Origin of the sequence: Arthrobacter humicola (assembly GCF_022803015.1) — a bacterium.
Classification (GTDB): domain Bacteria; phylum Actinomycetota; class Actinomycetes; order Actinomycetales; family Micrococcaceae; genus Arthrobacter; species Arthrobacter humicola_A.
This window is the reverse complement of sequence record NZ_JAFKON010000003.1, coordinates 239,356-258,078: the sequence shown is the minus strand read 5'-3', so window position 1 is coordinate 258,078 and position 18,723 is coordinate 239,356. Positions and strand designations below refer to the sequence as shown.

Here is an 18,723-nt window from a genome sequence, read left to right as displayed (position 1 = left end):
ATGTCCTTCTACAACGAGCCATTCAATTTGGCGAATCCACGTTCCAAGGAAGTACTGAAGATCGCGTTCACAGGTTTCACGGATAAGAAGCCGATGCAGGATTTCATTGGCATGGTGGGCATCGAAATCATCGACGTTGAGTGGGAGGGGCGAATTCGCGACATCTGGCCGGACGCGCTAGAGACAATCGCGAAGGCGGGCAAGCTGCGCCAATTTCTGACAACCGCACGCGACGACATGAACTACACTGCGATGCGCGAAAGGATCGAGAACCTCATCGCTGTGTGCGATCAGGAGGCGGAGATCGAGAGGGCCGATCTTCAGCGTGCTGAACGCGTTGTCGACCATACGAAGGCGACGATCGTAGGAAGGCGTCCGTTCGTCAATCGAGTGACGCTGCGGGACAATCTCAAGTCGCTGTTTGACGAGAACGGCGATCGGGCAATGATAGTTCAAGGCCCGCCATCGTCGGGGCGTAGCTATACGTGGGTGCTCGTATCGTATGTGGCGAAGAAAGTCGGCGGCTTCGACACGAAACTCATCGACCTCTCGCGCTTCAAGGACACGCAAGCAACACCTGTGGACGTTGCTCGCATGATCGCAGCCGCGTTCGGCTGGCAAACGTCACATAAAGACGAACCTCAGGCCGACGAGACCGCGATGGATATCACCAACGCGCGCGTTCTCAGCCTCGCTCTTATCAAGAGATTGAGCGAGCTCGGTAAGGTGTGTCTCGTCTTCGATGGGCTCGATGGGGCGAATCTTGCCGACCCCACCTTGGACTTCATAGGTGACATCGCCGCAGCGGCAGGCAACGACGAGCTTGGCGACTGCCGAGTGGTGCTGTTGGCGTTCAATCGTGCGCTCAACAACCCCATCGTGGATCCATACGTTCCGCGGGAGCCCACGATTGCGAGCATCCCCCTGAACGAAATCATTACGTTTTTCCAGGACGTCGCCGCCGAACGTGGCGCGGAACTGACGGACGAACAGGCCAAGGCGCTTGCGAACAAGCTGTTCGGTAAGCCACCACCTGACCCGTTGCCCATGTCACTGATGCGCGTGAAGGCCGCCGAACTGAGCACAGCAGCGTGCTCGTTACGGGGATCATGACGATGGCCGAACTCGCGAAGATTCCCGATGACGCCTTTGCAGAACTGCTCGACTCAATTGGTTCCTCGGACACGCAACACGTCGATCCTCGTCGCGCAAACCTCCGCGGGTTCGTGGCGCTCGTTTCGTCGTTCGACACGGCATCGTTGCCTACTCTTCCCGTGGGGGACGATGTGCTCGAGGAATTCCTCGTCAATGACTGTGAGCGTGTGTTCACCCGCACAGGGAACCAATGGAGCCTGCGGCTTGACGTGCGAGTCGCGACGCTCCGCGCATTAGACTCCGATGGCCGTCTAACCGCGTTCGACGGCGCGAACGATCTGTCGGACGTCGCGTGCGTCATGGCTCGCCGCTACGTTGCCGGGGATGCTCCGCCGCTCAAGGAACAGAGCGTGGAGGAGCTCCAAGGAACCGCAACGGCGTCGGAATGGCTCTCAGGTACGTCGATTCATCTCCCATCACCGGTCGAAGCTCGTGCCCAGCAGTTGATTGAAAGCATGCTACGGCCGTTGCGTATGCTCGTCGCCGACGGGTTCTTTGGTCGCACGGGAGAGCTGGAGATGCTTACGGATTACGCGGAGGTGTTGCCACCCTCGAGCCGCCGAGCGGGGGCCGTACGTCGTGTGAAGCGGATCCTTAATCTGACCGATAAGCCGCCCATACTAATCCATGGCCCCGGCGGCGTCGGCAAGTCGACACTAGTGGCAAAGTTCGTACTCGATCACGTCGACGCTGGTGAGGCGTACCGCTTTCCGTTCGCATACCTGTCGTTTGATCGGTCAGAATTGCGGCTAGAACAACCCCTCACCCTGTTAGCAGAGGCTGCAACGCAACTCGCCGCGTTGTTTCCGCAGGTTTCCGGCGACGCCACGGCGCTCGCTCAGAGCGCGAGGGCCTCAGTAACGTCGGTCCTGGCATCTTCGTCTGACCGACGTGCAGCAAAAGGGTCGTGGTCGGTCGCAATGGCGTACACCAGCGGAGACGAATCGGTCTTGGTGCAACGCTTTGCCGCGTTGATCGAAGCGGCAACAGGTACGCGCGACCTTCCCAACGTCTGGGTTCTCGATGCCTTCGAGGTTGCGCAGCGGCAATCCCCGGCGGCCATCGACCGACTCTGGGTGTTTCTCGAACGGCTCCAGACGGTGTGTCCTCGTTTTCGTGTCGTGATCTGCGGGCGGGTACCGATGGACGTCCATCGCACCATTGCACTGTCCCTTGGCGATCTCGACCCTGCATCTGCGGGCGAGCTGTTGCGGATGCAGCTCGCTCCGCTGGGTCTACCCGAAGCCTTCATCGCGAGTGTGGCCGACGCCGTACCACCGCAACCACTCAGTCTGCGCCTTGCCGTCCTCCTGATACGTCGTGAAGCTGAGCGCGGCCTAGCGACGGACGACCGGCAGCGGCAGGTTCTGTTTCAGCTGCAAGGTGACAATGTCCTGGGTGTGCTGTATCGACGCATCCTCGACCACGTCGGGGATCCGGACGTGCGAAAACTCGCCCACCCAGGACTCGTCGTGCGGCGCGTTACTGCCGATGTCATCCAGCGCGTTCTCGCCAAGCCATGCGGTCTCGGTACGCTCGATGACTCTGAAGCGCGAACTCTGTTCGAAAAACTGAGGCGTGAGGTGGCGATCGTGATCCCAGCTGGCCCTGACACCCTGACGCAACGATCCGAATTGCGACGGCTGATGCTGCCGATGATGACAAAGAACAGCCCGCAGTTGGTCGCGCAGTTGCGTCGAGCTGCTCTTGCCTACTACCGCGATAGGAAATCGTTCGAAGACAAGATCGAGGAGCTTTACTATCGCTTCTCCCTCGGACAGGCCACCGAGACGCTCGACGAGGCATTCGACTCAGACGCGGCACGCGAGTTAGAGGACGCTATTGAGGACTTCCCCGCGTCCAGCCGGGTGTACTTGGCCAACCGGCTCGGCTTGACGGTGAGTCCGGACATTCTAAAGGAGGCTGACGACCTGTCTTGGGCCAGGCAGGCGATACTTACGTCACGCCGCTACCTCGACACCGGCGACGCGGCCGCTGCGCTCGAGATCGTGAGGAGTCGCCGCAGCGATGTTGTCTATCCGTTGACTGCTGCGATCGAAGTAGAGGCGCTAGCCAGCATGAAACGAGTGGACGAGGCCCTCGCCACCGCGCGCTCCGTGATGGATTGGGCAACGAACCACCACGCTCCAGACACTTTCATCGACGTGGCGCTGTTGGCAGCGCGTATCGCAGAGGACGCAGGTGAAAGCGACCAAGCCCTTGAGTGGCTGAGCCAGGTCGACTCAGTGGCTGCGGCCGTTGAAGACAAGATCGCCGGATGGGTCGCGCGCGTCGGTATCGTGCGCGTCCACCGCAAGGCCGGTTCCTCCACCAGCAAACAGGCTCTGAAAGTCCGCGAAGGCTTGATCAGCGATGTCGATCAACTGACGTCGAGGGACCGATCACGCAATCCGGCGTTGGTACGGGACCTGGCCGCGGAGATCGGCGAAGAGGTGCCTTCTGTCGCGCGAGATGCCCTCCGGCTGGGAGGCTACAAAGATCCGGCGACATCAGTCCAGCCGCGACGCAAGCGAAGGAAGGTCGAACCGCCCCTCACGCATAGCGAATGGGGCCGGGTATTCGCTAAGGAAATTGATGTCGACGTCAGTGGCTCGGTGAGCAAACGGGTGTCGGAGGAGTTCCGCTTCGAGTCCGATGAGTCAGCGTTCTGAGGAAGGGCTAGAACAAGCGCTAGAACAGCGGGTCCCATCGGTCCGGTGTAGCCGAACCGTCAGATCCGTCAAGTCACCACTCTTGATATTGCCCCAACAGCCCTTTCCATCGCTGCCCGCGCCCGATACGATCGGGCCAAGTCGTCGCCCCGTCGACCGACACGGACAAAACCGGGGGTATTGATGAGTTCCGCAAACAATGAAGCAGCGATTTCCAGCAAAATCGCGAACCTTGAGCTCCAGGTTGAGCCGCCGTCCCATCTCGAGCTGGCGAAAGAGCCGCTTCCTGAATTGACTGATTCAGTGCAGGAGGCTGCGGTCGTCGACTCGAACATTGTGACCTTTCCCGAAGGGACGCCGCTGATCGTGAAGACCGCGGTGGCCAACTGGACCCTCCTGGCACAGCGCGCTGCTTCCCGCAAGTATCCGGACCGGGATCAGGACATCGAGCAATGGATGGATCATTACCTAAACACGCTACTGACTACCGGCTGGTCGATCCGGCAGGAAGCGACTGCCTGGACGGTCAAGAAGGTTCATGGCTCCACCGTCCACAAAGAGATCCTTGGTTTATTGCCTGCGCTCCTCGGTGTCGGAACCACCGCATTGGCTCTAGCGACACTGACACTCACCAGCCTAAGGAAGATGAGCGAGGACTCGCCGTGGATCACTCTGTTCAACCGCCGAGCCTACGAGGCAAGGTCGATCGGCTTCCAGATCGCGAACTGTGACCCAGGCGACGCCGGCAGTGCCGTCCTGCGTGGCGCGGACTTCCTCGTCTATGCAGAACGGGTGATGTACCAGATCTTGTTCTTCAAGTTCGAGTCCAACGAGGCACGGATGGCATCCCGCGGCATCCTGCTGGAATTGTCCGCTGACACTATTGCTCGACATGGGGACGAGGTGAGCGCCAAGGTGCATGGCCTCATCAGCCAGGCTGTTGCAGCGATCGAAATATAGCTCATGCTCCAAACTAGTTATCGGAATATGGATGACCCGCGGATGGAACCGAAATACATGGCGTCGCCACACGGATTAGCATGTGCTGTATTCGACCTCGGGGGCACGAATGCGTGAGATCGACCTCGTACAGATGGACCTCAAGACAATCTGGCGGCGGCTACTCGCTGCGCTAGGCGACCGCGCGGCGCCGTTCGAGGCCGAACTTCTACTGCTCCTGCGGGAGCTCGACGCCAGCTACACTCGGCTAGCGTCGGTGGAGGTCCGTGAGCTCATCCGACGGTACGCGACCGGCAGCGACGCACTTCCGCTCGAGCCGCGCATCATGGACCTCCTCGACAAAACTCTGACGCTCCGCAGTTCCAGGGTTGGTGGGAAGGGTCCCGGTGGAGGCGAGGAGTCTGTGCGTGTCGACGTTGAGGCACAAGCGCGGCCCGAGGAGGAATCACTGACCGGCGAGGCCGAGAGACAAGTCGTGCTTACGCCTAACCCTCGTCACGTGCTAGTGCCGATCTGGTACGCGACAGATCGCAACCATCAACCGGGCGAGTCACCCTCGCGTCGTTACGGAATCGACCGAAGCGATCCCACTGCTGATGGGTCGCAGCTGAATTATGGCACCGTTGCTGTGAGCATCCCCGACGGCCACCGCAAGGGACGCATGGAAAGCCCCAAGTGGTACAAGCTGCAGTTCCGCGAGAATCCAGACCTGCACATCACCGTGAAGTCCGTGACCGAGCTCAACCATGACCTCTGGATTAAGTCCCTTCAGTGTGCCGTGGCAGCTCCCGACGAGGATGGCGATCCAACCGATACCAGCCACGACATCCTCATCTTTGTCCATGGCTACCGGACGAGCTGGGCGGACGCCGTCAAGCGTGCCGCACAATTCTCCTACGACCTGGAATTTGATGGTCATACAGTCGTCTACACATGGCCGTCCCAAGGCAAGATGCTCTCTTACACCGTTGACGAAACCAACGCGGCCTGGGCGGCCCCGCACTTTACCGAGCTGCTTCGGGACATGCTGGCGAACAGCGGCGCGCGCCGCGTACACATTGTCGCGCACAGCATGGGCAACCGCATCACAACGGCGGCCTTGCGGGACGTCGCCGACGACGAAACCATTTACCCAACTCCCGTGGGCGAGATCGTCTTCGCGGCACCCGACGTCGATTCCGACACCTTCCGAGAGTTCGTCACGCATTTCAACACCGTCACCGCGTCGTTCGATGTACCCCGCATGCCGCACCTCACTCTCTACGCCTGCGGTGTCGACTCAGCGCTCGACTGGTCACGCCGCATCCACAAGCTGAGGCGAGCGGGAGACGCTCGCGACGGCATCGTTGTTGCGACGCCGATGGACACAATTGAGGTCACCCAAGTCGTGATTGAGGACAGCCGTGACGACGGCGTTGGCCACGCGTACTTCTGCTCCAACCGCGCCGTCATCGCCGACCTCAACGGCCTCGTTTTGCGAGGTGCCGCTCCGCCTCGGTTCGGACTCGAGCGTATCGAGAACAGTTCATACTGGAGGCTTTGAAGGGTGCGAACCTGGCTCCACCAGCCACCGTCTCGGCAGATCCGCCCGCAGTCCGCTCCGCCATCGACTCGCCGGCGTCGCGGGCCTGGCCGCCGACCACTCCGGCGGGCCGTCTGCTCCGGGTGGACCTGAACATCGGCAACCAAGACGTGGCGGCGCGGGGCTGCCCAGCCCATTGGACACGCTCTCGACACGGACGGATCCATCTTCGTCACCGAGCAAGGTGCAGGTGCGCTCACCAGGTCCATCCTCGGGCGGCGAACCCCTGCTGAAACACCTCATGGGGTGAGGGATGGCTCTGGGCCGCACCTATTCGATTGCCTTGGTTGGGGGGTGAACGGCTACCTCGTGGACGTGGATGCCGATATCGGCCAGACGCTGCCGACCTTTTACTTTTCGGATTTCCGGACGCCTCGCTCAACGAGGCCGAGGAACGGATCCGCTCCGCTGCCCAGCTCTCGGGGATTCCACTGAACCGCCGGAAGATCACGGCCACCCCCATTCCTGCGTCGCTGCCCAAGTGCGGCTCGGGCTTCGACCTGTCAAGTGTCTACCAAAGCCGCATTTGAGACCCCACACGTTCCGCCGATCCTCGATTCATGCCGGGGTGCCTGCGTCCGGGGCTACGCCGCGCTGGCACGGCTTGCCTTCGACTGCAGCGCGGATCCGCAGGACCCCGCCCTGGACTTCGAACCGGAGCCCGGGGACGCCGACAGCCCCGATCCCGGCACCGGTCACTCGCTGGTGCCGGACGTGTGTGCGATGTCTCCGGGCAGGCCGCGGGGCGCCGGACCCTGGAAGTGGCCGCCGCGGGTGCCCACCACCTGCTGCTGACGGGACCGCCCGGTGCCGGGAAGACCACGCTCTCCGAGCGGCTGCCCGGCCTCCTGCCGGACCTGGGCGACACCGATGCTATGGGGGTGACCGCCATCCACTCCCTGTGTTCGCTGCCTTCGGGGTCCGTGTAGCTGCTGCGCCGGCCGCCCTACGAGAACCCGCACCACACCGCGACCGCAGTGGCCATCATTGGTGGCGGATCCCGGTTGCCGCGGCCCGGGGCGGCGTCCCGTGCGCACCGCAGAGTGCTCTTGCTGGACGAGGCGTCAAATCAAGGGCATACGCCACTGATCGGTCAACGACGCGGACGGTAATGTCTGAGCTGTTGGGTAGCGTTGGTACATGCGCGCTATCGACCTTGAAGCAAGAGTGATCACTGCCGTAGACCAGATCCGTGCGGGCCAGTTGGTTGAGCACGACTTCGTCGAGTGTAAGCGCAACTGGCCCCAGGACAACAAGGCACGACAGCTGGCTGGCAGCCTCAACCGGGCTGGTGGCGATCCTGTCGTCTACATCATCGGCATCGATGAGAAGTCTGGAGAGGTCTTCGACGTTTCCGGAACGGACGTTCTGGATTGGTGGGAGCAGATAAAGCCCAAGTTTGACCAGACGCCCCCCGAGATGGTTCGCCACATACCGGTTCCGGTGGGAGGGAACGGGGCGCACGTCGTGGCTGTTGCTTTTGCTTCTGACCGTGCGCCATATGTTGTTAAAACGGGCAGCGCGAATCCGAGCCTTGAGGTGCCGATGCGGGAAGGGACTGGAACCAGGAGTGCCAGACGGGATGAGCTACTCAGATTGCTAATTCCCGTGGTCCGACTGCCGCAGGTCGTTGTGTTGGAAGCCATTATCTACAGTGAGTATTACCCTCCGACATCAAATGCAGGAAGTACTGAGGAGTTGAGCTGCTCGGGGCAAATCCGCATTTACATTGAACACAACGGCCAGGACCTTGTCACACTGCCTGCACACGGTATGAGGGGACGAGTAACGATCTTGGATGAGAAATACGATCTGGAGATCAGCCCTCCGATGGAAACTGCAAGTGTTCCAACAGGGCCGGCCAGCTACAGCTTCCAGAGGCCCGGCGATGGAGTCACTATTACCGGACCCCGTGCTGTGCCACTTCAGCTAAGGGTGAAGGGTATAACCCTCGCTCACAAGTTGGTGCTCGTCGCAACGGAGACGATGGAAATTGAGATCGAACTCGAAGTGCTGCACGCCGTCAAGCCCTTGAAAATTACGGCGATCCTGCCTCGAAACCGCGAGAGCAATATGCACAAGGTCGCAGACATAGACGATGTGTTCGGCGGGACTTTGACGGCAGGGAGTTGGCGCTTCAAACATCCAGGATTGTCCTCCAGTGACTAAGCATCAGAGACCAGCCGATGGAGGAGCTAGCGCTATAGAGTCGTGAGGTGCTGAGCCTGCCTGCACTTTCGATCCTGAGCGTGGCTTGAAGATGAATCAGAGCAGTACTGACACCCTCCGTTGGTACTCTTACCTGAGCGATCTAAGCGAACGAAGATGGGGAACAGCGTTGAAGGTTTTTGTTAGTTGGTCAAAAAATAGTCGTGGCGTTGGCAAGGCCGTATCCGATGCAGTACGGGAAATCTTCGACCCTGTGGTCGATACCTTCATTAGCCAGGAGATTCTTGCCGGATCGCGGGGGCTGGACACCATTGATGGGGAATTGAACGATACGGACTTCGGCATCATCTGTCTTACGCGGGCTAACCAGACCGAGCAGTGGATCAATTATGAAGCCGGCGCCCTCTCCCGTTAGGTGGAGGATAAGAGGACGCGGATGGGTGTTCTCCTGATCGATCTGCCTGGTCCAGAAGAGGTGAATAGCCCTTTGGACATTTTCCAGTGCAAGTCGGCGAGCCTTGAAGGTTTCACGGACTTGATGGTCTCACTGAACAAGCTTGGTCCAACTGAGCTAAAGGAAGGCACGCTCACAAAGCGAATCGCAACGGCTTGGCCAGACGTTGAGAAGGCAGTTCAGGCCGTGCTGAAGGGGGAGCCAGCGCCGGCCGCTAAACCGCCGAAAAGCCCAGACGAAAAGATCGACGAAGTTCTGGGCCTAGTAAAGGCAATGGAGGCCTCACTGGGGGATGTTGCCGTTATGGCCCAGCGCAGCATGGAGACATCCAGGAGGGTGGCTGAGCTAGTAGGTAGCGAGCAGGCAAGAAGGCCACCAATCCGAATCAAGAGCTCAGAACGCTCTGGCGGGGCTGTCCTCCGAACGATGTCAGGTGAGCGGGTTTTGGGGAGCGAAGCCGATCCTCTGCTCGACGATATTTTGTCAGAGATCAAGAGCCTTCGCAGATGCCTCGGCACGGTCGCGTGCCCGGGCCTCGACGGCGCGTCGGTCGATCGACACGTCCACGGAAACGGGGGTGCCCGTGAGCATCAAGGGCTGTTCCGACGCACCCACCATCTCGGGATCAGGCATTGCTGGGTCCGTTCCTCGTCCTCGCGCCGCAGGCACTTCCTCGGCCGCCGTCGGCGCGGGAATGCCCTCGTAGGTATACCCCAGTTGCGAAGTGTCGAGGAAATCGCTGACGGGGCGGCTCTCTTGGGCGCCGTTCTCGTCGTGGAAGGCGAAGGTTTGGTCCAACCACTGTGTCTCGGACGGGTTTACTCGGCCACCGCCTTTTTCGAGCCATGCCGCCCACAATCGGTCGATGTTGCAGTGGTGCAGCCAGAAGATTGGGTCGAGCGCGGCCATGTCCGGGTCGCCCATCCACCCGTTGATTACAGCGTGGACGTCGTTGTGGGGCGTGAACTCGAGCTGTCCGTGCGCAGTGAAGAAGTGTGAGGCCATGGTGATGCCCCCGCCGAAGCCTGGTGCTGGCGGCGGGATGAATCCGGTGAAGTCGAGTGCGTCGTCGGCTGATGTGATCGACGGCGGCAATTGGCCGCCGGCGTTGGCAGCGGGCACCCGCTCCGTCACGAAGAGGGGGTTTGCCGAGCCGTCCGGCATGGTGGTCTGGCGGAATGCTGGCGGCAGCGCCGCGTGGGCGGGGTTGGAGTAGTCCCAGAACGGCAGTGCCCAGCCGTCGGGACCGCCCTCGTTGACCACCTCAGCTCGAATGATTTGCTCAAAGTAAAACAGGTACATGCGGTGCCACGGCAGGAAGTACCAGCTGCCATGCTGGCACTGGTTCCACGCCGTGTGCGGCAGGGCGGGGCCGCTGCGCCCGTGGACGGCGCTGAGGTACTCCCAGCTGGTGGGGTCTGGAGTGGCCGGGCCTGCAGCACCTTGATCGCGTTGGCGAAAGCCAGTGTGATCGGGTCCCACGGCGTCTCCGCTTCAAGACCCCAGATGTTCCGGCGCACGTGTCGGGTCTCGTGATCATAGGTGTACATGGAGGGCTCCTTCGCCGAACGCAAAGTGTGATGAGCAGTTTCGCCCCTACCATTGCCGGGTCCCGTTACTCTACCGTTACCGCGTAGTCGCCGGGGCTGCGATCTGGGTCAATTCGCCTGTGTCTGGCGAGCTTCCCCGAAGCGATGGTCTCGTAGGTTGGGACCGCCTGCTTGGCTCCGAATCGGGACGTCAAAGATCGACAGCTGTCGGCCTCCCAGCGGTGTTACGCATCCGATCCGCCCATCAAAGGCGCTCTGCCAAAATCACAGTCCATACCGGATATGCAGGCGCACTGGGCCGGATTCTACTACGAACAGTACGGTTATTGGACCAGCGTCAACAGCGCCCTGGCATGCTGGGCGCTCATCGCAGCGTGGCCACAGTAGAAGTGCCCGCCGTGGGGGCATGTTTAATGGCGCCGCCGGAGTCGCAGCAATGACTGAGAATGGGAACGGAATGAGCGGCTGTTAGAGTCCATCAAAATCCGCGCAGCGGGCAGAAAACATGGCGGCTGGTGCGCGGTGCCTCAGCAGCATGCCGGCGGTCGGTCGTCAGTGTCGCAAGCATGATGGATCTGAGTGCCCAGTCCGCCACGGGAGCGGCCGATGGCGTGGTCCGGAGTTCCCCTGATATTTCGGGAACTCCCAACTGGGGTGCGGGGGAGGTATGTCCCGTGCTGGTGGGCCCGGTCGATGGTCGAGTCCACCGCAACGATCTGCCCGGCATCGTCCAGTTCGGCCATAAGCCTTGCGTGGATCAGGTCCCACGTCCCGACGGAGGCGAACGGCGGTGACGCTTCCACACCGTCTGCCAGGAACCGAATTCCGCAGGCAGGTCCCGCCAGGCAATACCGCACCGGTACCGGTAAGTGATGCCTTGAATGACGTGGCGGTGGCCACGGAACGGGCACCCCCGCTGTCCGTTCGAACTCGGCAGCGCCGGCTCGATCCGGGACCACCCCACCTACCGATTGGATGCCGCTTAGTTTCCTCCGAAGGTCGCCTCGACTGGGGAAAGGACGGATGCCCCGGCTCTGGATGCGGCGGGCTGTGCGTTCAGCCGGCCGCCGATAACGCAGCGATAACACCTGGCGTGATCGGCTGGGTTCTACCGACAGATCCCGGGTCATGGCTGGCCTGGGGACCGGCCCTAAGAGGAGAGCAAAATGAGCGACGTCCAGTCCCGCCCGCACTGCAATGTGAAGCCTCGGACCGTTCGGGCCCTGCCCCCCGGCTTACCCGCCAACCGCTTGCGACTCATACGGATGCTGGCTTCCAAGTGGGTCAACGGCACGGTTTTGCATTACTTTTTCGTCGGGGGACCTGAACCGCAACGGGAAGCCGTGCGGGACGCGTTCGCCGAATGGAAAGGATTGCCGATTGGTTTGGAGTTTGTGGAAGTTGCTGATCGTAGTGAGGCGGAGGTGCGAATCGGGTTCGACCAGGCTGATGGATCGTGGTCTTACGTCGGCCGCGACATTCTGGGCATAGGGGCGTCCGAATCGACGATGAACTTCGGGTGGGACCTGACTGATGACTACGGCCATACGACCGCACTGCACGAGATTGGCCACACGCTCGGGCTCCCGCACGAGCACCAGAACCCGTTTGCCGGAATCACTTGGGACGAGAACAAGGTCTATGCATATTTCACGGGTAGCCCGAATGACTGGACCAAAGATGAGACTTTCCAGAACGTTCTGCGGAAAATCGATCCCACCGAGGTTGAGGGTTCCAACTGGGACCCTGATTCGGTCATGGAGTACTGGTTCCCGGGTGGACTGATTGTGGAACCTGCGAGATACCGGGACGGCCTAAATCCGGCGGGAGGACTGTCTGCCATCGACCGCACATGGATCAAGGGGTTCTACCCAAAGCTAAAGGCTGCGATGCCCAAGCTGGAGCCTTACCAGAGCAAACCCCTTTCGTTGGACCCGGGCGAACAGGCCGACTTCAGAATCGAGCCGGCGGCGTCCCGCAATTATCAGATCGCAACCTTCGGGACGGCGGACGCCGTCCTGGTTCTATTCGAAGACGTCAATGGAGAGTTGCGATATGTGGCAGGAGATGACGACAGCGGCCAGGAACGCAACACCAACATCTCCACAAAGCTCTTCCAAGGCCGTAAATACGTCGTGCGCGTTCGGCTCTATTGGTCGGGAGGGTCGGGACAGGCGGCGATATTGTGCTGGTAGCCCAATGAGACGGGAGCTACGCACCGGATCGCTCGCCCGTCCCTAGCGTTCACCAGTGGGGCAGGGGGGCAACCCAGCTATGCGCCAGCCACGATACGAAACTTACACAGGGCGCCGCGCGTCCACTGCTCAGACCCTCACTCCATTGGAAGAAGGCGGAAGTGCCCGCGAATCTCAACGACATAGCCTGGGGGGATCTCCTTAAAGGAAAATACCACCCTTCACCTCGTGACTGGTCGGACCACGTCATCTACTTCTTCCTCGTCGACCGCTTCTCGAACGGGAACGAAGGAGTCCCCGGCGGCACGTCCATGTACTCTCTCGGAGATCAAGGCAATGCAATCCAGACGGACGCCGATGCAGCAAACTGGCGCGGCGCCGGAGCCACCTGGCTGGGCGGTACGCTGCAGGGGGCGCGCTCAAAGATCGGCTACCTGCAGGGGCTTGGAGTGACCGCCCTGTGGGTAAGTCCTGTCCTGCGTCAGCGTCCCGGAGTTGAGGACTATCACGGATACGGAAGTCAGAACTTCCTCGAAGTCGACCCTCACTTTGGGACGGTAACAGACCTTCGTGCCCTGGTTGATGACGCGCACAGTGCCGGGATTTATGTGATCCTCGATATCGTTCTCAACCATTCCGGTGATGTGTTCGGGTATGCCGCCGACCGCTACGACACGGAAGATCCACAGACGCACATCCATTTCATGGACCCCCGCTGGGACGGTCATCTGTACCCCGTTGCCGGATGGCGGGATGGGAGCGGCAACCCCGATCTGCGTTTCCCGGACAAAAGGTCAGCGATAGCGGCAGCGCCGTTTGGCCCCGTGAACTCCAGACGGATGGCGTTTTCACAAGCAAAGGCCGCATCACGAACTGGAACAACCCAGCCGAGTACCTGGACGGCGACTTCTTCGGGTACAAGGACATTCACCATGGGGCAGGTTCTGCAGGCAGTTATCAACCTTCGGTCGCGCTCGAAGTACTTACCAAGGCCTACCAATACTGGCTTGCGGTCGCGGATCTCGACGGATTTCGTATTGACACGGTTAAACACATGGATGCCGGGGCGACACGCTATTTCACTTCCGCCATCCATGAGTTTGCCCAGGTTGTCGGTAAGGACTCATTCTTTCTGGTCGGTGAAATCACGCTGCCCCGCCCCGACGCGATCGCGCTTATGGACACGACTGGGCTGGACGCCGCCATCGGCCTGGACGGGGTGCAAGACAAGCTTGAATATTCTGCGAAGGGATGGACGTCTCCGGACGAGTACTTCGCGCTTTTCGCCAATTCATATCAGATCGAAAAGGAAAGCCATTCCTGGTTCCGTGACCACGTTCTGACTTCCTACGACGACCATGACCAAGTCCGAAAAGGCGACGCGAAGGCGCGGTTCGCCTCCTCCCCGGAAGGGCGCGCCCTCGAACTCGCGGTCCTCGCAATGAACGCAACAACCCTTGGTATTCCGTGCATCTACTACGGGAGCGAACAGCGCTTTGACGGCTCCGGGGGAAATGACCGGTATATACGAGAAGCAATGTTTGGCGGGGGGTTTGGCCCGTTCCGTAGCCAAAATAGGCACGCTTTTGACGAAACAGCAGAGGCTTACATTGGACTGGCGGCAGTTCTCGCGGTCCGCAAGCAAGAGATCGCGCTTCGGCGAGGTCGCCAGTATCTTCGTCAGATTTCCGACGACGGAGTCAACTTCTGGTTTCCCAGACGGATCGGTCCGGGAAGGATGACCTCGATTGTAGCGTGGAGCCGAATCATATCGGACCGCGAGATCGTGTGCGCGATCAACACCGACTGCGAAGCAACCAGATCTGGATGGGTGACGATTGACTCGGGTCTTCATCGTCCTGGAGACGAATATGCATATGTCTACTCGACGGACGCGGCAAAGCTCGGCTTTCAGATAGCGGCGCTGGCACGAAACGGGTTGGCCATCGAAATTGAAGTGCCTCCGGCGGGCTTCGTCATCCTCGCTCCTGCCTGATGGTTTCGGGGTCAGCCGACCATGCGTGGAAGCGGGCCGCGACTATACTTGCAACGGCTTTTTTCGCATCTTGCCGGCGGTCTGGACCATGCCGATTCGAAGTGCCTAGCATCATACTCGGTAAGGAGACCGTCACATTGCGCACCGAAGCAGTCATGGGTGACACCTTCCTGAGCGAAGGCATCGACCTTGCCGTTACTCCCAGCACGATGCAATTAGCCAACGCCTCAAGCAGGTCTGGTTCGCGGGGACCCAGCGACGTGGGCGGAGGAAACCCGGGCCCCTATTCCCTCCAACGCCCTGCTCGCCGACGAGTTCCTGGACTACTTCGACGGATTCTCCATCGGCTCCAACGACATAACCCAGCTGGCCCTGGGCCTGGACCGGGACGCCGCGATTGTCTCCGGCAGCTTCGATGAACGCGATCCGGCCGTCAAAAAGCTCCTCAGCATGGCCATCAAGGCCCGCAAGGCGCGCGCAAATATGTCGGCATCTGCGGCCAGGGTCCGAGCGACCACGCGGACTTCGCCGAGTGGCTGGTCGAGGAAGGCATCGATTCGTTCTCCTTGAACCCCGATACCGTGGTGGACACCTGGCTCCGCCTCGCCGGCGAGGCCGGCGAGGCAGGGGGTCAGCGCCGAAGCGAACTGACAGCACGGCGCCAAGGGAAGGACAGGCAGGACACCGACGGCAGCACGGACAACTAAGTCCAGATAGTGCTGCTGTGGGCGGATCGTGCCAGGGCGGGGGAGCGCACACGTGGCACTCGCCAAGCACGATGTTGGCGCGGCAGCAGATCATAGGGTGTTGCCCACGACCCCGTCCCCCAGCTTGACCGTCACCAACCCGGCGACAGCGCCCATCCCGATCAGGAGGTTCCGGAAACCCTGGCGCGGGCAGACTGATTACGGTGGGCCCGCCACTAAATCAGGACATTCCGTATCCGACCACGACGACGGAATGGGCCGCGGCGCATCTCTTACGGTACCGACAGCACCTAAGTCCTGAACAGTAACACCTGCGTAACGGTTAGTTCGCCATGATTTGTTGGGGTCATTGCCACTGGAGGAGCTCCTGGCTGGCTGAAGGTTTTGAATTCCAAAGGGGACGGCGCGCTCAAGAGATTCCTCCCTGGCTCAGCGCCGGGACGTCGCTTCAAGTAGATATTTGGGCTTTTGACGGCCCCATGGCAGAAAGGATAGGCAGTGACTGACCTGAGGAGTGATCGGACCCTCGCCGAGGGACATGAACAAGCCCTGGTTCCGCCATCCCGTTCTGAGAGCCCACGAACACGGATTTGGGTTCAGCACGTCGCCGTCGAAACTGACAAGCTGCAGATGCGAGTGGACGCAGCCCGTGCTCGGGGAAATTTGACCCCGGCCCAGGAAACCATCGCAGGCGGCGTCTGCGGGTTCATAAAGAAGGCCCGGGCCGCCGCATTCAGAGATGATCCCATTCCCGGCCGCTGGGCGAACTGGTGGCGAGGAACACTCGTGGAGGCTGCGTACCGAAATATGCACACAGCCAGGGCCCAGATGATCGACCTGTATGAAAAGGAAGAACTGAGGGCCGAGATTCCCATGGTAGTGGCCCGGGCAAATGCGACGATGCACAGGGATGATCCACGTTGCATTACGATTCCCGACTTGGAAGCGGAGCCCGTCGAGTGTTTGCGACCCCGCATGCGACGCGTGGTCGGTGACACTTACGAAAACTTGGATCTCAAGCATTCACAACTCCGCAGCTTCCGCAATATCCTCCTTATTGCTGCGACCTTTATCGCCTTGGGAGTGATCGCGACTCTCGTCTTCGTGTCCGAAAACCCCCACCTCATGCCCCTCTGCTTTCCCAAGCAGGTGATATCGAGCACCGACCCTGCGTTAACCATTGTTACTGGCATGGCTTGCCCAACCAGCTCAGGAAGTCAGGCCTCTCCGAGCAGCGCCGACATCCTCGTCGTCGCCGTTCTCGGAGCTTTGGGCGGCGCGCTCGCCGCCACTCTGTCGATCCGCAACCTCAAAGGAACCTCTACGCCATACGACGTACCGGTCGCATTGGCGTTTCTCAAGGTGCCGCTGGGCGCGCTGACCGCCATACTGGGCCTGATCGCTATCCAGGGCAACTTCGTCCCCGGTCTGTCAGTCCTGGACTCCCAGGGGCAGATCTTGGCCTACGCACTTGTCCTTGGATTCGCCCAGCAGACGCTCTCCAGGGCGCTGGACAAGAGGGCGCAGACGCTCTTGGAGGGGCTTCCCGGAGGTACGGCTACCGAACCAACACCACCAGGCTCAGGCAAGCTGGTACGTCCTACCAAGCCATAAGGTAGGGATGTGGAAAGACCCCAAGCAACAGCGCTACAGGGCTGCGCTACCGGGGCGAACGGTACCCGGACTCAGCACACGTGCGCCGACCGCTTGGGCGGGCCCCTTCGAAACGTTCGATTGGCGATACTTGACAGCAATAAATGTCAAGGACCACCGCCCATATCCTCATTTTTTAGTGGGCAACTTCAACGTTGAAACAAGGGATGGGTGACATTGGATTTCGCGTCGGTGCGTCGCCAGCTGTTTGTATCCAGTCGAAGCGGCGATTTTTCGCGGGTGGATCCTGAGCTGCAGCCGTCAGGGTGTTTCCCCGGCAGGTCAGGACGGGGGCACTTGGGCGCGCTGTCATTTTTGCTGCGAAAGGGCCACGCCCAGCTGCTGCAGCGCCGAGGCACCTATGAGACCAGAAACGGCGGCGGGCACGGCGGCCCGCGCCGGAATCTGCCGCCGCCGACCAGCCACGGCCGCCGCCGACCAGCCACGGCCGCTGCCGTGGCATCGGCCAGATCGATCGGCGCGGCATAGTCTAAGATCTTGTTCCGGTCCCGTTCCGGGACAACACGGGCCGCTACGCCGAGGAAAATGCCGCGGCCTCCAAACAGGCGCACGAGGTAGAACGATGCGGAGTTCTCGTCCAGGTCCAGCAGCATGAGCCGTGTGGCCAGTCGCGGAAACAACAGGCTAAGTGTTCCAATCGGAAAGCGCACGGTCAGAATGAGCCGGGCTGCCGACGAAGTGGTAAGGGAGATCATCATAGGGCTGCTATCGCCGGTTCGTCCGCAGCCACGGTGTGAAAGCGTTTTTTGATGATCGGAGCGCGGGCGCCAGTTCCGGGCAGTGACGCAGCAGGACCGTGACCATGGTGGTTTCATCGATCCAGCGCATCCCTTCGGGCGTGTAGACGGCAGGGGTGAAGTCACGCGTGAAAAAACGGTCGCTGTTCAGCCGCCTCGAGGCCATCAGGATGAAGATCCGGAACTAGGTATCGCTGAAGGCAAATCCTTCGGGACGCGTTTCGGCGAACATGCCTGCGAGCAGATCCACCCGGTCAATGTCGCCGCCGTAGACGTCTCCGAGTTCACCCGCCCACTTGGGGTTGTCGGTGAGTTCGTCGAAACTGCGGGGGACCGGAAGATGGAGCAGACGCCGGAATTCGGTGTAGCGGGGGAAGCCGAGCTCGCGGCTGCGCAAAATGGCGGTCCGCCGGGTCGATGATTTGGCCGTCGGGACGGCGGAATGTCTGGAGGTGCTTGGGATAGTTGTGCAGCGTGACCAGGCCCGGGTTCATCGTCCCGAAGACGGCCAGTTGCGGCGCCGACCAATCGTCGCCGGGCTCGGTGGGCAGTATCGAGGGATTCTCGCTCCAGCCTCTGCCGTGGTTGAACCAGTCACGGATCATGAACTGCAGGCAGGGCGCGATGAGTGCGTTGCCGGCCGTCGCGGGGATGATCCGGTCCCGGGTTATCAGCCGGCGGCTGATTTCGCGGGCGTTCGTTTCCAAAATCCGGTCGGGAGGCACCGGGCGGGTGCTATCGATCGAGACATTGCGGCCGAACCGGGTGTTCGCCATGCCCATGGCGGGGTTGTCGAGGTGTTCTCGGGCACGGCGGACTATGCCCAAGCGCTGGGTCGTCGGCTGGCAGTGAACTTCGAGTAGGGAGTCCAG

Annotated in this window: 12 protein-coding genes and 6 pseudogenes; 13 read left to right on the top strand and 5 right to left on the bottom strand. The window is 60.9% G+C overall.

From position 1 onward, the window contains the following. From ARTB_RS08610 to ARTB_RS08580, 8 genes and pseudogenes are all read left to right on the top strand, one after another. Complete coding sequence (locus ARTB_RS08610) at nucleotides 1-1,113, top strand: hypothetical protein (RefSeq protein WP_243179053.1); 1,113 nt, start codon at nucleotides 1-3, stop codon at nucleotides 1,111-1,113. Beyond that, nucleotides 1,110-3,827, top strand: coding sequence for an AAA family ATPase (locus ARTB_RS08605; protein WP_243179051.1), 2,718 nt, complete (start codon nucleotides 1,110-1,112; stop codon nucleotides 3,825-3,827). Before ARTB_RS08610 ends, ARTB_RS08605 begins: the two co-directional genes overlap by 4 nt. A gap of 183 nt (nucleotides 3,828-4,010) precedes the next feature. Next, complete coding sequence (locus ARTB_RS08600) at nucleotides 4,011-4,787, top strand: hypothetical protein (RefSeq protein ID WP_243179050.1); 777 nt, start codon at nucleotides 4,011-4,013, stop codon at nucleotides 4,785-4,787. Nucleotides 4,788-4,896: 109 nt separating this feature from the next. Then, the gene (locus tag ARTB_RS08595) at nucleotides 4,897-6,330 is read left to right on the top strand and encodes an alpha/beta hydrolase (protein ID WP_243179048.1); all 1,434 of its coding nucleotides are present in this window, start codon (nucleotides 4,897-4,899) and stop codon (nucleotides 6,328-6,330) included. Between the two features lie 292 nt (nucleotides 6,331-6,622). Next, nucleotides 6,623-6,872, top strand: a pseudogene (locus ARTB_RS21950) (magnesium chelatase domain-containing protein); the annotation flags it as partial. Nucleotides 6,873-6,936: 64 nt separating this feature from the next. After that, nucleotides 6,937-7,433 (top strand): annotated as a pseudogene (locus tag ARTB_RS21945) (ATP-binding protein); the annotation flags it as partial. Between the two features lie 76 nt (nucleotides 7,434-7,509). Next, nucleotides 7,510-8,538 (top strand): hypothetical protein, encoded by a 1,029-nt coding sequence (locus ARTB_RS08585; RefSeq protein WP_243179046.1) that lies wholly within the window; start codon nucleotides 7,510-7,512, stop codon nucleotides 8,536-8,538. A gap of 91 nt (nucleotides 8,539-8,629) precedes the next feature. Next, nucleotides 8,630-8,953, top strand: a complete 324-nt coding sequence (locus ARTB_RS08580) for a hypothetical protein (RefSeq protein WP_243179044.1) — start codon at nucleotides 8,630-8,632, stop codon at nucleotides 8,951-8,953. Between the two features lie 522 nt (nucleotides 8,954-9,475). Here ARTB_RS08580 and ARTB_RS21760 read toward each other — a convergent pair. Both ARTB_RS21760 and ARTB_RS08570 read right to left on the bottom strand, forming a co-directional pair. Continuing rightward, on the bottom strand, nucleotides 9,476-10,474 hold the full coding sequence (locus ARTB_RS21760) for a tyrosinase family protein (RefSeq protein ID WP_243179042.1): 999 nt from the start codon (nucleotides 10,472-10,474) through the stop codon (nucleotides 9,476-9,478). Nucleotides 10,475-11,078: 604 nt separating this feature from the next. Further along, nucleotides 11,079-11,506 (bottom strand): annotated as a pseudogene (locus ARTB_RS08570) (IS5 family transposase); the annotation flags it as partial. Nucleotides 11,507-11,708: 202 nt separating this feature from the next. On the opposite strand from ARTB_RS08570, the gene ARTB_RS08565 reads away from it, so the two are divergent. The 5 genes and pseudogenes from ARTB_RS08565 to ARTB_RS08545 all read left to right on the top strand — a co-directional run bounded on the left by ARTB_RS08565 (nucleotide 11,709) and on the right by ARTB_RS08545 (nucleotide 17,054). Next, nucleotides 11,709-12,737 carry a M12 family metallopeptidase gene (locus tag ARTB_RS08565; RefSeq protein WP_243179040.1) on the top strand — a complete coding sequence of 343 codons (1,029 nt, stop codon included), beginning with the start codon at nucleotides 11,709-11,711 and terminating at the stop codon, nucleotides 12,735-12,737. A gap of 311 nt (nucleotides 12,738-13,048) precedes the next feature. Continuing rightward, nucleotides 13,049-13,402 (top strand): annotated as a pseudogene (locus tag ARTB_RS21870) (alpha-amylase family glycosyl hydrolase); the annotation flags it as partial. An 80-nt stretch (nucleotides 13,403-13,482) separates the two neighbouring features. Continuing rightward, nucleotides 13,483-14,733, top strand: a complete 1,251-nt coding sequence (locus ARTB_RS08555; protein ID WP_243179004.1) for an alpha-amylase family glycosyl hydrolase — start codon at nucleotides 13,483-13,485, stop codon at nucleotides 14,731-14,733. A gap of 285 nt (nucleotides 14,734-15,018) precedes the next feature. Next, nucleotides 15,019-15,440, top strand: a pseudogene (locus ARTB_RS08550) (putative PEP-binding protein); the annotation flags it as partial. A gap of 498 nt (nucleotides 15,441-15,938) precedes the next feature. Beyond that, on the top strand, nucleotides 15,939-17,054 hold the full coding sequence (locus tag ARTB_RS08545) for a hypothetical protein (RefSeq protein ID WP_243178991.1): 1,116 nt from the start codon (nucleotides 15,939-15,941) through the stop codon (nucleotides 17,052-17,054). A 398-nt stretch (nucleotides 17,055-17,452) separates the two neighbouring features. Here ARTB_RS08545 and ARTB_RS08540 read toward each other — a convergent pair whose 3' ends face one another. From ARTB_RS08540 to ARTB_RS08535, 3 genes and pseudogenes are all read right to left on the bottom strand, one after another. Further along, nucleotides 17,453-17,707, bottom strand: a complete 255-nt coding sequence (locus ARTB_RS08540; protein ID WP_243178989.1) for a hypothetical protein — start codon at nucleotides 17,705-17,707, stop codon at nucleotides 17,453-17,455. 112 nt (nucleotides 17,708-17,819) lie between these two features. Continuing rightward, nucleotides 17,820-18,248 (bottom strand): annotated as a pseudogene (locus ARTB_RS21865) (peroxidase family protein). After that, on the bottom strand, nucleotides 18,136-18,678 hold the full coding sequence (locus ARTB_RS08535) for a peroxidase family protein (protein WP_279294096.1): 543 nt from the start codon (nucleotides 18,676-18,678) through the stop codon (nucleotides 18,136-18,138). The pseudogene ARTB_RS21865 and the gene ARTB_RS08535 overlap by 113 nt, the downstream one beginning before the upstream one ends. Nucleotides 18,679-18,723 lie beyond the last annotated feature (45 nt).

Bases quoted from the DNA above. Each gene is read 5' to 3' on its own strand.
- ARTB_RS08610 (WP_243179053.1), top strand. From the start codon at position 1: ATGTCCTTCTACAACGAGCCATTCAATTTGGCGAATCCACGTTCCAAG.
- ARTB_RS08605 (WP_243179051.1), top strand. From the start codon at position 1,110: ATGACGATGGCCGAACTCGCGAAGATTCCCGATGACGCCTTTGCAGAA.
- ARTB_RS08600 (WP_243179050.1), top strand. From the start codon at position 4,011: ATGAGTTCCGCAAACAATGAAGCAGCGATTTCCAGCAAAATCGCGAAC.
- ARTB_RS08595 (WP_243179048.1), top strand. From the start codon at position 4,897: ATGCGTGAGATCGACCTCGTACAGATGGACCTCAAGACAATCTGGCGG.
- ARTB_RS08585 (WP_243179046.1), top strand. From the start codon at position 7,510: ATGCGCGCTATCGACCTTGAAGCAAGAGTGATCACTGCCGTAGACCAG.
- ARTB_RS08580 (WP_243179044.1), top strand. From the start codon at position 8,630: ATGAATCAGAGCAGTACTGACACCCTCCGTTGGTACTCTTACCTGAGC.
- ARTB_RS08565 (WP_243179040.1), top strand. From the start codon at position 11,709: ATGAGCGACGTCCAGTCCCGCCCGCACTGCAATGTGAAGCCTCGGACC.
- ARTB_RS08555 (WP_243179004.1), top strand. From the start codon at position 13,483: ATGGCGGGATGGGAGCGGCAACCCCGATCTGCGTTTCCCGGACAAAAG.
- ARTB_RS08540 (WP_243178989.1), bottom strand. From the start codon at position 17,707: ATGCTGCTGGACCTGGACGAGAACTCCGCATCGTTCTACCTCGTGCGC.